Source organism: Flavonifractor sp. An10 (assembly GCF_002161215.1).
Lineage (GTDB): Bacteria > Bacillota > Clostridia > Oscillospirales > Oscillospiraceae > Flavonifractor > Flavonifractor avistercoris.
Genome location: NZ_NFMB01000007.1, coordinates 90,825 through 103,751, shown reverse-complemented (window position 1 = coordinate 103,751; position 12,927 = coordinate 90,825). Strand labels below are relative to the sequence as shown.

Here is a 12,927-nt window from a genome sequence, read left to right as displayed (position 1 = left end):
GGCCTGCCGCTTTTTGTGCTGCGATGGTTTTTCATGAGGCGTTGAAAGCCTGTTTGTCAAGGTTCACGCCCTCGCTACTTATTTTCGTAGCAAGGTGCCATCTACACCATTATTATCTCATATTTCAATAAAAAAAGGAAGGGATCTTATGACAAACGAGCCATACTACAGCAAAAGCGTATCCCAGGCGCTGGAGGCGCAGCAGGCCGACCAGAAGGGACTGTCCGACCAGCAGGCCCGGAGCCGGCTGGAGCAGTACGGCCCCAACAAGCTCTCCGAGGGCAAGAAGAAGAGCGTGCTCCAGATCTTCCTGGAGCAGTTCAAGGACCTGCTGGTGGTCATCCTCATTGTGGCCGCCCTCATCTCCGCCGCGTCGGAGAATGTGGAGAGCACCATCGTCATTTTTGCCGTACTCATCCTCAACGCCATTCTGGGCACCGTCCAGTACCTGAAGGCGGAAAAATCCCTGGAAAGCCTGAAAGCCATGTCCTCCCCCACCGCCAAGGTGCTGCGGGGCGGCGTGCGGGTGGAGATCCCCTCCGCCGACGTGGTGCCCGGCGACATCGTGCTGCTGGAGGCCGGGGACATGGTGGTGGCCGACGGCCGGGTGCTGGAGAACTTCTCCCTCAAGGTCAATGAGTCCTCCCTCACCGACGAGAGCGAGGGTGTGGAAAAGACCGCCGACGTGATCACCGGCGGCCAGGTGGCCCTGGGCGACCAGAAGAGCATGGTGTTTTCCGGCTCCCTGGTGACCTACGGCCGGGCCACCGTGCTGGTCACCGCCACCGACATGAATACCGAGCTGGGCAAGATTGCCGCCCTCATGAACCAGACCCAGCAGCGCAAGACCCCCCTGCAGCAGTCCCTGGACAGCTTCTCCGCCAAGCTGGCCATCGTGATCATGGCCATCTGCGCGGTGGTGTTTGCCCTGTCGGTGTTCCGTACCGGCATGGGAGTGCTGGACTCCCTCATGTTCGCCGTGGCCCTGGCGGTGGCCGCCATCCCCGAGGCCCTCAGCTCCATCGTCACCATTGTGCTGGCCATGGGCACCCAGAAGATGGCCAAACAGAACGCCATCATGAAGGACCTGGAGGCGGTGGAGAGCCTGGGGTGCGTGTCGGTGATCTGCTCGGACAAGACGGGCACTCTGACCCAGAACAAGATGACCCCCCAGAAGGTGTACGCCGACGGCTCCCTGCTGGAGGGGGACGACCTGGAGCTGGTCAACGACGTGCAGCGGCTGCTGCTCAAGGCCGCCCTGCTGGCCAGCGACGCCACCAACAATGAGGAGACCGGCGCCTCCATCGGCGACCCCACCGAGGTGGCCCTGGTGATGCTGGGAGAGAAGTTCGGGGTGGACGAGGAGAGCTACCGGGCCCAGCATCCCCGGCTGGGAGAGCTGGCCTTTGACTCCGACCGCAAGCTGATGAGCACCCTCCACGACATCGACGGCACCCCCACCCTGTTTACCAAGGGGGCCATCGACGTGCTGCTGGACCGGTCCAAGTGGCTGCTGACCCGGGAGGGGAAGGTGGAGCTGACCCCGGAGCGGAAAGAGGAGATCGCCCGGGTGAATATGGAGCTGTCCATGGAGGGCCTGCGGGTGCTGGCCTTCGCCTACCGGGAGCTGGAGGCCGTCCGGCCCCTGACCCTGGAGGATGAAAACGAGTTTACCTTCATCGGCCTTATCTCCATGATCGACCCGCCCCGGCCCGAGGCGGTGCAGGCGGTGGCCGACGCCAAGCGGGGCGGCATCCGCACCATCATGATCACCGGCGACCACAAGGTGACCGCCTCCGCCATCGCCCGCCAGCTGGGGATTTTCCGGGACGGGGACGAGGCGGTGTCCGGCCTGGAGCTGGACCAGATGACCGACGCCGATCTGGACGGACGGCTGGAGAAGATCTCGGTGTACGCCCGGGTGTCCCCCGAGCACAAGATCCGCATCGTCAACGCCTGGCAGCGGAAGGGGAACATCGTGTCCATGACCGGCGACGGCGTCAACGACGCCCCCGCCCTGAAGAAGGCGGATATCGGCGTGGCCATGGGCATCACCGGCACCGAGGTATCCAAGGACGCCGCCTCCATGATCCTGGCCGACGACAACTTCGCCACCATCGTCAAGGCGGTGGTCAACGGCCGCAGTGTGTACGCTAACATCAAAAACGCCATCCAGTTCCTGCTCAGCGGCAACACCGCCGGCATCTTCTGTGTGCTCTACGCCTCTCTGCTGGCCCTGCCGGTGCCCTTCCAGCCGGTCCACCTGCTGTTTATCAACCTGCTCACCGACTCCCTGCCCGCCATCGCCATAGGCATGGAGCCTGCACGCCGGGGCCTGCTGGACCAGAAGCCCCGGGACCCCAAGGAGCCCATCCTCAGCCGGGACCTGCTGACCCGCATCGGCGGCCAGGGCCTGCTCATCGCCATCGTCACCATGATTGCCTTCTACCTGGGCTATCAGGGGGGCGACGCCGTCCTGGCCTCCACCATGGCCTTCGCCACCCTCACCCTGGCCCGTCTGTTCCACGGCTTCAACTGCCGGGGCGACGCGTCCATCTTCCGCCTGAAGTTCTCCACCAACAAGTACTCCGTCATGGCCTTCTTTGCCGGCGTGGTGCTGCTGCTGGCGGTGCTCTTTATCCCCGGCCTGAAGGGCCTGTTTATGGTGGCTCCCGCTTTCGGAGTCGCCAACCTGGGAGAGATCGTTCTGCTGGCCTTCCTGCCCACTCTGGTCATCCAGATCATCAAGGTGATCGGGGATGTGCGCCGGGGCAAGGAGAACTGAAACTGAAAAATCCCTGTCCGCCGATGCGGACAGGGATTTTTTCATGCAAGGGGTAGCAGAGCGCTGGCGATGTTGAAGTAGACCACCAGGGAGATGGCGTCCACAATGGTGGTGATGAGGGGGGCGGCCATAATGGCCGGGTCGGCCTTGAAGAACTTGGCCGCCATGGGGAGCACGCCCCCCACCGTCTTGGCCAGCAGCACCGTGACAAACAGGGCGGCGGCCACCGTCAGGGCGGTGGCGGTCTGGCCCGGGTAGGTGAGGATGAGCCGGACATAGTTTACCGTGCTGAGGGCGGCCCCCACCAGCATGCTCACCCGCAGCTCCTTCCAAAAAACCCTGGCAAAGTCCCGCAGGCGGATCTCGCCCACCGCCATGCCACGGATCACCAGAGTGCTGGACTGGCTGCCGGCGTTGCCGCCGGTGTCGGTGAGCATGGGAATGAAGGTGACCAGCAAGGGCATGGCGGAGAAGGCCGCCTCATACCGGCCCAGGATGCCGCCGGTGATCATGCCGGAGATCATCAGCACCAGCAGCCACACAATGCGGTGCCGGGCCAGGGTGAACACACCGGTTTTCAGATAGGGCCTTTCCGAGGGGGCCATGGCCGCCATCTTCTCAAAGTCCTCGGTGGCCTCCTCCTCCAGCACGTCCATGCCGTCGTCCACCGTGACGATGCCCACCAGCCGGCCCTCCCTGTCCACCACCGGCAGGGAGAGGAAATCGTACTTCATCAGCCGGGCCACCGCCTCCTCCCGGTCCTCGCCGGTCCCGGCGATGATCACGTCCCGCTCCATCAGGTCGGCCACCAGGGCCTGGTCCCCGGCCAGCAGCAGCTCCCGGATGGTGACCACGCCCTCCAGACGCCGGGCGGCGTCGGTGACGTAGCAGGTATAGATGCTCTCCGAGTCCGCCCCCGTCCTGCGGATATGGGCGATGGCCTGGGCAACCGTCATGTCCCGCTTCAGGTCGGTAAATTCGGCGGTCATGATGCTGCCCACCGAGTTCTCCGGGTAGTGGAGGAACTGGTTGATGAGCTGCCGGGTGTCCGGCCGGGCGGCCTGGAGCACCCGCTTCACCACGCCGGCGGGCAACTCCTCCAGCAGGTCCACTGCGTCGTCCACCCACAGCTCCTCCACAATGGCGGACAGCTCCTGGTCGGTGGCCGCCTGGATCAGGGCCTGCTGGTCCTCCGGCGGCAGGTCGGAAAACACCTCCGCCGCCAGCTCCTTGGGCAGGGCCCGGAAGACCGCCAGCATCTCCGGCCGGTCCAGCTCATCCAGCAGCTCCGCCAGGTCGGCGGGGTGGGTCTGGGTCAGTGCGTCCCGCAGGGCGCACATATCCCGGCGCTCCAGCAGCTGCCGCAGCGCCTCCAGGGTCAGATTCTGTTTCATGGGTCTCTCCTCCTGTCGTTAAAATACAGCGAGGAAGTGACCAAAACAGGCGCGCCGCGGCAAAGCGTCCGGGTTTCATACCCGGCCGCTCCCCGCGGCGGAACCTTCCGTATTTGGGAACAGACAGCCGGGCCCCGCCCGGCCTGCCCTGCTTACAGGGAAAACCAGGCGGCGCCAGCCCTGTCCCCTGAGGGAAGCTCACAGCCCGCGTTGGTACTTCGTCCGCATAGGTCCACCTGATTTTCCTCCTTTTTCCTATTATTTTGCTAGCCTTTGGCTGCCGTTCGAGGATATCACACTTTCCCCCAAAAGGCAACCCCAAAAAACAGAAGGGCCCGCCCCCCCAAGGGGACGAGACCCTTCTGGATCTGCCTTTAGAAAGGTTACTCCGCCTTGCGCTGACGGATCTCCTCGATCATCAGGGGGAGGACCTTGGCCACGTCCCCCACGATGCCCACGTCGGCCACGTCGAAGATGGGGGCGTCCTCATCCTTGTTGATGGCCACCACATAGCCCGAGCCGCTCATGCCGGACACGTGCTGGGTGGCGCCCGACACGCCGCAGGCGATGTACAGGGCGGGGGCCACGATCTTGCCCGACTGGCCCACCTGATGGGCCCGGGAGACCCAGCCGTCCTCGATGGCGGGACGGGTGGCGCCCACCACGCCGCCCAGCAGGGCGGCCAGCTCCTCCACCAGGGCAAACTGCTCCTTGGAGCCCATGCCCCGGCCGCCGGTGACGATGACCTTGGCCTCCTCCAGGTTGACCGCCTCGGAGAGCTCCTTCACCGCCTGGGCCACCTTGACCTTCACCGCGTCGGCGGGCACCTGGAGCTCCACCGGGGTAACGGGGCCGGCCTGGCCGGCCTCCGGCTTGGCAAAGGCGCCGGAGCGGGTGGTGGCTACCACCGGCAGGGTGTCCACCACCACGTCGTTGAGCACGGTGCCGCCGTACAGGGGCACGGTCCACACCGGGGTGTCCCCGTCCCAGGTCAGGGCGGTGGCGTCCTGGACGCTGCCCAGCCCCAGCCGGGCGCACAGCCGGGCGGTCATCTCCCGGCCCAGGGGGGTGTTGCCCGCCAGCACCGCCGCGGGCTCATACTGGGCGGCCAGCTGCTCCAGCGCCCAGGTGAAGGCGTCCGCCGCCCCGTCGGAATAGTCCCCGCCGGTGACGGCCAGCACGCCGTCAGCCAGAGGGGCAACCTTCTCCGCCGCCCCGGCGTTGTCCGTGCCCATCAGCACGGCCAGAACCTGCCCGCCGGTGTGCTGGGCCAGAGCCCGGGCGGGGGTGAGGCACTCCAGCGCCCCGTTCAGGGCCTTTCCGTCCTTTTGTTCCAGAAAGACCAGAATATCCTTGCGATTTCCCCAATCCATACCGCTCTCTCCTTTACAGCACCTTGGCGTCCGCCATCATGGCGATGGCCTTGGCCACGGTCTCCTCGCAGGTCTCCTCTTTGAGCTTCACGCCCGCCTGCCGCTTGGCCGGCTCGTACACCTTCACCACATGGCTGCCGGCGGCGCCGGGGGCCACGCCGCCCAGCGCGGCGGCGTCCAGGGTGGGAATGGGCATCTTGCGGGCGGCCAGCTTGCTCTTGATGGTGGGATAGCGGGGATCATAGGGGGGCTTGTTTACGGTGACCACGCAGGGCAGGGGGGCGTCCACCAGGCGGTAGCCCTCCTCGGTCTCCTGCTTGGCCTGCACGCCGGCGTCGGTCTGCTGGATGTCCACCAGGTCGGTGACCACCCCCACGCCCAGGGCCTCGGCCAGCTGGGGGCCCACCTGGCCGGAGGCCTTGTCGGTGGCCTCCCGGCCGCAGAAGATCAGGTCGAAGGGCTTGCCGGCGTCGGCCTCCAGCTTGCGGATGGCGGCGGCCAGGATCTTACTCTTGCCCAGGGTGTCCGCCCCCTCGAAGGAGGGGTCGGTGATGAGGCAGCCCTGATTGGCCCCCACCGCCAGGCAGGTCTTGACCGCGTCCTTGGCCCCCTCGGGGCCGATGGTGATGGCGGTGATGCTGCCGCCCACCGCCTCCTTCAGGCGGGTGGCCATCTCCAGAGCGTAGGTGTCAAAGGCGTTGACCACGGGGGTGACCCCCTCCAGGTTCACCTCCTGGGTGCCGGGCTTCAGGTGGAGCTCCACCGAGTCGTCGGGCACCTGCTTGAGACATACCAGAATTTCCATGTCGTTACGCTCCCCGCCTTAGAATTTGCCGATGGTGTTGTTGGCCACCACGATGCGCTGCACCTCGTTGGTGCCCTCAAAGATCTGGAAGATCTTGGCGTCCCGCAGCAGCTTCTCCACCGGGTACTCCCGGCTGTAGCCGTAGCCGCCGAACATCTGGATGGCCTCGGAGGCCACCTCCATGGCGATGTCGGAGGCGTAGCACTTGGCGATGGCGGACTCCTTGGAGTAGGGCAGGCCCTGATCCATCAGGGTCAGGGAGTGGGCCACCATCTGGCGGGCGGTCTCGATCTTGATGGCCATGTCGGCCACCTTGAACTGGAGGGCCTGGTTCTTCAGCACGGGCTTGCCGAACTGGATGCGCTCCTTGCCGTAGGCGATGGCCTCCTCCATGGCCCGCTGGGCGATGCCGGTGGCCACGCAGCCCATCCAGGTCCGGGCCTGGTCCAGGGTCTTCATGGCGATGGAGAAGCCCTTGCCCTCCGCGCCGATCAGGTTGGAGGCGGGGATGCGGCAGTCCTCAAACACCACGTCGCAGGTGTTGGAGGTGCGGATGCCCATTTTGTCCTCCTCGTGGCCGGTGGACAGGCCGGGGGTGCCGGCCTCCACAAAGAACATAGACATGCCCTTCACGCCGGCGGACTTGTCGGTCATGGCGGTGACGCAGTAGAAGGAGGCGATGCCGCCGTTGGTGATGAAGCACTTGCGGCCGTTGAGGATGTAGCTGTCGCCGTCCTTCACGGCGGTGGTCTTGCCGGCGCTGGCGTCGGAGCCGGCGCCCGGCTCGGTGAGGCAGAAGGCGCCGAAGCCACCGTCCACGATCAGCTGGCAGGCCCGCTTCTTCAGCTCCTCGCTGCCGGCGATCAGCACCGGCTTGGTGCCCAGGCCGCTGGCGGAGATGGTGGTGGCAAAGCCGGCGTCGGCCTTGGCCATCTCCTCAAACAGGGCGGCCACGTCCACCCGGCTCAGGCCCATGCCGCCGTACTCCTCGGGCACCTCCAGCATGTGCAGCTGCATCTCGATGGCCTTGTCGTAAATCTCCTTGGGCCACTCGCCGGAGCGGTCGTACTCCTTGCACTGCTCCTTGACTTCCTTCTCACAGAACTCCTTGACAGCGCCCAGCAGCTCCTGAGCCTCTTCCGAAATCAGATATGCCATAACGGGTTCCTCCTTCTATGTAAGTCGTCTTTCTATTACAGCTTGTAGCAGACCTTGCCGGGATTGAGCACCAGATTGGGGTCAAAGACCTCCTTGATGCCGCGCATCAGACGCATGTTGACCGGGCCCACCATCTGAGCCAGGTAGTCCAGCTTGCCGTGGCCGATGCCATGCTCGCCGGAGATCAGGCCGCCCAGCTCGGTGGCCTTGGCGTAGGCCTTCTCCATAAAGTCGGCCACCTGCTGTTCAAACGCGGCCAGCTCCATGTCGTTGGAGCAGGTGTAGATGTGCAGGTTGCCATCGCCGGCGTGGCCGAAGCTCTTGACCTCAAAGTCGTAGCCTTCGGAGATCTCCTTGATGTAGGTGACATAGTGGGCGATCTGGTTCACCGGCACCACCACGTCACACTCGTCCAGCAGCTTGGTGTTGGCCTCAATGGCCTCCAGGAAGGTGGACCGGGCGGCCCAGGCGTCCTTCTTCAGCTGGGGAGTGTCGGCCACCAGCACGTCCAGGGCGCCCGCCTCCAGCACCACCTCGGAGGCCTGCTCGATAATTTCGGTGAGCTGATCCTCGTTCTCGCCGTCAAAGGTGACCAGCAGGTAGGCGTTGACGTCGGTGCCCTCAAAGGTCTGAGGGAAGGTGCTCTTGCCCAGGTAGCTCTCGGACAGGCGGACGATCTCCCGCTCCATGAACTCCAGGGCCTGGGGGTGGAGGTTGGCCATCATCAGCTTGGGCACGGTGGAGATGCAGTCCTCCAGGTTCTCGTAGAGCACCACCAGGCTGATGACCTCCTTGGGGGCGGGGATGAGCTTGAGAGTGAGCTCGGTGATGATGCCCAGGGTGCCCTCGGAGCCGATCATCAGGTTGAGCAGGGAGTAGCCCGAGCTGGTCTTGGACACGCTGGCCCCCAGATGGACGATCTCGCCGGTGGGCAGCACCACCGTCATGGCCCGCACATAGTCCCGGGTGGCGCCGTACTTCACCGCCCGCATGCCGCCGGCGTTGGTGGCCACGTTGCCCCCCAGGGTGGCGAACTTCTCGCCGGGATCGGGGGGATAGAGGAAACCCTGCTTGGCGGCGTCCTCCGCCAGGTCGTTGAGCAGCACGCCCGCCTGGACCCGGACCACCATGTTCTCGGTGTCGTAGGAGAGGATCTTGTTCATCTTGGTGGTGGACAGAACCACGCCGCCGTGGATGGCCACCGCGCCGCCAGTGAGGCCGGTGCCGGCGCCCCGGGGGGTGACGGGCACCCGGTTCTCGTTGCACAGCTTCATGACGGCGGCCACCTCCTCGGTGGTCAGGCACTCCGCCACCACCTCGGGCATGGCCTTGCCGTAGATGGGCATTTCGTCGTGGGAAAAGTCCTCGTTGATGTCCCCGTTCACGCTGATCCGGCCGGGCACGGCGGCCTTCAGGGCCTCAATCAGCTCGGGGGTGACCTTGTTGTACTGGCTCATAAAAACGCTCCCCTTTATTTGATTTGATAACATCACATCGGATTTGCCTTTACTTGCGTACGATGACCGAAACCCCGTCGGGAATGACGGTGATGGGGCTGTCTGCCTTACCCAGCAGCCGGTCGGCCAGGGCAATGGCGGCGGGCAGGTCGGCCGCCCAGTGGAGGTGCATGGCCTCCACCATCTCCCGGGGGGCCTGAGTCACCAGGATGACGGGGTGCTGCAGGAGCACCCGGCACAGGATCTGGGCCTCCCACTGGTCGGGGATGGTGCGGTCGCTGGGGGTGGCCAGGAACCGGTCCATGATCTTCCGGTTGTCCGGCTCATGGGCGAAGGTGTCGTAGAAGGACTGGCCGCCGTGGCCGTCGCTGCAGGCGGAGACCATGATGATCACCCCGCCGGGGGCGCAGGTGGCCTCCGCCGCCGTCATGCCCTTCACCGACTGGTACAGGTTCTGGTCCAGGGGGTAGCCCCCGTTGGTGGTGATGACGATGGGAGCGGGAACCGCATCCACGCCGGAGAGCTGGTCTACAAAGGCGCACCCTGCCCGGTGGGCCTGGTCGAAGTGTCCGGCGAAGGCGGCGATCACCCGCTTGTCAGCGTCGATGACCACGTTGCAGATAAAAGCCAGCTTGGCCTGCTGGGCGGCATACAGCATATCCCGGTGAATGGGGTTGCCGTCCAGGATGCCGGTGCGGGCATTGGGACTGTCAATAAAGGCGGAGCAGTGGTTGGCCAGCACGGTCTCCCGGCTGGACACCCCCGGCAGCACGCTCTTGCGGCCGCCGGAGAACCCGGCGAAGAAGTGGGGCTCGATGAAGCCCTCTCCCACCAGCAGGTCGGCCTCCGCCGCCAGCTTGTTGATAAGCAGTTCCCCGCCGGAGGGCAGGGTGCCCAGGTGGACCATGTCCCCTTTTTTACCGCTCTCATGGATGACGAAGCGCAGCCCGGAGTGGCGGTAAAGCGTCTCGCCGTATTTGTCCAGCAGCTCGGCCTCGGTGGTGGGCCGGTGGAAGCCGGTGGCCACCAGTACGGTGATCTCCGCGTCGGGATTTCCCGCCCGGAGTTCCTCCACCAGCTGGGGCAGGATCACCTTGCTGGGTACCGGGCGGGTGTGGTCGCTGCTGAGGATGACCACTTTGTTCTTGCCCGCCGCCAGCTCCCGCAGGCGGGGGGAGCCGATGGGGTTTTCCAGGGCCTGACGCACCAGCTCCGGCTGGTCCGCCTTGGCCTGATAGCTGTGGGCCCTGGACTGGAGCACCCCGGCCAGGCGGCCGTCGGGGATGTCCGCCGTGATGTGCCCCCGGCCAAAGGGCAGTTTGAGTTGCGCCATATGCCGTTCCTCCTTCCGGTGCGCCGGTCACAGAACCAGGGCCGCCAGCGGGTGGGCCAGCAGCGCGATGAGACCGAACACCACTACAAACAGGATATAATATCCGATGGATTTCCGCAAGATGGTACTCTCCTGCCCCACCGTATCGGTGGCGGCGGTGGCGATGGAGATGCTCTGGGGGGAGATGATCTTGCCCGCCGTGGCGCCGATGGTGTTGGCGGCCACCAGCCAGACGGCGTCCATCCCCAGGGCGGAGGCGGTCTCCGCCTGCAGGCCGCTGAATAGCACCGAGGCGGAGGTGGCGCTGCCGGTGACGAAGGTGCCGATGGAGCCGATGAGGGGGGCCACAATGGGGTAGGCCGACCCGGTGACCGCCACCAGGAAGGCGGCGATGTCACTGGTCATGCCGCAGTAGCCCATGATCTTGGCCGCCGCCAGGATGGACACCAGGGTGATGATGGTCTTGGACATCTGCTTCAGGGTGGCCCACAGCACCTGGCCCATCACCTTCAGGCTGGCCTTCTGCAGGGCGCCGCCCACAAAGGCGGCGATAAAGATCAGTACGCCGGGGGTATTGACCCAGGAGAAGGTATAGGGGCTGGCCCCCTGGCCGGAGTAGATCACCACGTCGCTTTTGACGGCCGCCAGCAGGTTATGGATGGGGGGTACCAGGCTGGAGGTGGCCAGCAGCAGCACGAAGATCAGGATGAAGGGGGACCAGGCCAGCGCCCCGTCCCTGACGGTGAGGCCGGTCTGCTCCTGGGTCCTGGGCAGGGCGTATTGGGCGGGGGGTTCCCCCTTGAGCAGCTTGGAGAGAAGGATGGTTACCACCATGCACACTACCGAGCCGGTGACCGCCGGCAGCTCCGCCCCCACATACTTGGCGGTGAGAAACTCGGGGATCACGAAGGCCACTCCGGAGCCCAGGGCCACCGGCCAGACCCTCTTCAGGGCCCGGACCCCGCCGCCGGTCATCATCACCATCAGCAGGGGGGTGAGCACCACCATCAGGGCCAGCTGGAGCACCACCACCACCGCGGTGGGGCCGGCCTCCAGTCCCGCCACCGAGGCGGCGGTGATGGTGGGGATGCCGATGGAGCCGAAGGCGGTGGGGGTGGCGTTGGCCACCAGACATACCAGAGCGGAGAAGATGGGGTCGAAGCCCAGGCCGCACAGGATGCCTGCCGGAATGGCCACCGCGGTGCCGAAGCCCGCCATGCCCTCCATAAAGCCCCCAAAGCCCCAGGCGATCAGGAGCACCAGCACCCGTTTGTCCCGGGTCACCGCGGTGAGCATCCCCTTGATGCGCTCCATGGCCCCGGTGCGCACCGTCAGATTATAGGTGAACACCGCCGCCACGATCACCAGCGAGATGGGCCACAGGGCCATGACGGCTCCCTCCAGGCCGCCGGTCAAAACCTCCGTCCCCGGACTCTTCCAGTAGAACAGGGCCAGCAGCACGGTAAGCGCCAGCGCCAGGGGGCAGACCTGATAGGCGGGGCGTTTCCAGACGCTGAGGGCCACAGCCAGCCAGAGGATGGGAAGCAGAGCAAGCACAAACCGCACAAACACAGCCAGACACTCCCTTACACCGTCATTCTTATGGTAGAACCAAAAGAAAATCTATACGCACCCGTTTGCTTTTTTCAAAAGCAATATTAGGCGCATGACGGCAAAATGTCAAGGGAATATCCGGCTTTAATTGGCATTTAAGCTAAATTTGTATGGGTGCACAAGTTTCCTAGTGTCATTTTTGTGTAATTTTGGCCCTACCAGTTCTTCGAATTGGCACTACTTTTACAACTTGTTGACTGATGTGGTATAATGGTTACAATCTGACAAGTCCACAGATATCGTTTGGAAAGGGAGGCTGAGCATATGGTGGAACAGCAGAAATCCTACGAGCACGTACTGACCTATTTGGAGGACGCCCTCCGGGATGGCAAGCTCACCCTGGGCCAGTCCCTGCCCCCCGAGCGGGAGCTGGCCGAGCAGCTGGGCATCAGCCGCAATTCCGTGCGGGAGGCCGTCCGCCTGCTGGAGCACATGGGCTTTCTGGTGAGCAGCCAGGGGGCGGGCAATTTCATCAGCTGCAACATCCAGCGCAATTTGCAGGATTCCTTTGACATGCTCATTCTGCTCCAGCAGATCGACTACCACCAGCTGGCCGAGCTGCGGTCGGGGCTGGAGCTGCAGGCGGCGCTGCTGGCGGTGGACCGGATCACCGACAGCCAGGTGGACCGGCTGGACAGCCTGGTGCGGCAGATGACCGCCTGCCCGCCGGAGATGGGGGCCCAGCTGGACAAGCAGCTCCACGACGAGATTGCCGCCATTTCGGGCAATCAGCTCATCATTCAGATTCTCCGGGCCCTGTCCTCCACCATCGACCGGTTCATCAGCGACATGCGCCGCCGGATCCTCCAGAATCCCCGCACCGGCAATCAGCTCCAGTACGCCCACGAGCAGATGGTGGACGCCCTGCGCCGCCGGGACAAGACCCACCTGATGCTGGCGGTGAACCACCATTTCAATGTGGTCAACAGCAACATGACGGCGGAAGAATAAACGGCAGAAAAAAACACCATCGCCTGAGGTGCCTTTTGACAAGGGAGACGTTGCAGG

The 12,927-nt window shown here is 64.7% G+C and carries 9 protein-coding genes; 2 read left to right on the top strand and 7 right to left on the bottom strand.

Features of this window, described 5'->3' with window-relative positions:
* Nucleotides 1-148: 148 nt before the first annotated feature.
* Complete coding sequence (locus tag B5E42_RS13290; RefSeq protein ID WP_087240461.1) at nucleotides 149-2,785, top strand: cation-translocating P-type ATPase; 2,637 nt, start codon at nucleotides 149-151, stop codon at nucleotides 2,783-2,785.
* A 41-nt stretch (nucleotides 2,786-2,826) separates the two neighbouring features.
* Here B5E42_RS13290 and mgtE read toward each other — a convergent pair whose 3' ends face one another.
* The 7 genes from mgtE to B5E42_RS13255 all read right to left on the bottom strand — a co-directional run bounded on the left by mgtE (nucleotide 2,827) and on the right by B5E42_RS13255 (nucleotide 11,877).
* Nucleotides 2,827-4,179, bottom strand: a complete 1,353-nt coding sequence (mgtE, locus tag B5E42_RS13285; RefSeq protein WP_087240459.1) for a magnesium transporter — start codon at nucleotides 4,177-4,179, stop codon at nucleotides 2,827-2,829.
* Between the two features lie 383 nt (nucleotides 4,180-4,562).
* The gene (locus tag B5E42_RS13280) at nucleotides 4,563-5,552 is read right to left on the bottom strand and encodes an electron transfer flavoprotein subunit alpha/FixB family protein (protein WP_087240457.1); all 990 of its coding nucleotides are present in this window, start codon (nucleotides 5,550-5,552) and stop codon (nucleotides 4,563-4,565) included.
* Between the two features lie 13 nt (nucleotides 5,553-5,565).
* Nucleotides 5,566-6,357, bottom strand: a complete 792-nt coding sequence (locus tag B5E42_RS13275; protein ID WP_087240455.1) for an electron transfer flavoprotein subunit beta/FixA family protein — start codon at nucleotides 6,355-6,357, stop codon at nucleotides 5,566-5,568.
* An 18-nt stretch (nucleotides 6,358-6,375) separates the two neighbouring features.
* Nucleotides 6,376-7,515: an acyl-CoA dehydrogenase family protein gene (locus tag B5E42_RS13270; RefSeq protein WP_087240453.1), complete on the bottom strand. Its 1,140-nt coding sequence runs from the start codon at nucleotides 7,513-7,515 to the stop codon at nucleotides 6,376-6,378.
* Nucleotides 7,516-7,550: 35 nt separating this feature from the next.
* Complete coding sequence (locus B5E42_RS13265; RefSeq protein ID WP_087240451.1) at nucleotides 7,551-8,972, bottom strand: FAD-binding oxidoreductase; 1,422 nt, start codon at nucleotides 8,970-8,972, stop codon at nucleotides 7,551-7,553.
* 49 nt (nucleotides 8,973-9,021) lie between these two features.
* On the bottom strand, nucleotides 9,022-10,305 hold the full coding sequence (gene larA, locus B5E42_RS13260; RefSeq protein WP_087240449.1) for a nickel-dependent lactate racemase: 1,284 nt from the start codon (nucleotides 10,303-10,305) through the stop codon (nucleotides 9,022-9,024).
* Nucleotides 10,306-10,332: 27 nt separating this feature from the next.
* On the bottom strand, nucleotides 10,333-11,877 hold the full coding sequence (locus tag B5E42_RS13255) for a lactate permease LctP family transporter (RefSeq protein WP_087240447.1): 1,545 nt from the start codon (nucleotides 11,875-11,877) through the stop codon (nucleotides 10,333-10,335).
* Between the two features lie 306 nt (nucleotides 11,878-12,183).
* Here B5E42_RS13255 and B5E42_RS13250 point away from each other — a divergent pair, with 306 nt between their 5' ends.
* Nucleotides 12,184-12,870, top strand: a complete 687-nt coding sequence (locus B5E42_RS13250; RefSeq protein ID WP_087240445.1) for a FadR/GntR family transcriptional regulator — start codon at nucleotides 12,184-12,186, stop codon at nucleotides 12,868-12,870.
* Nucleotides 12,871-12,927: the final 57 nt, after the last annotated feature.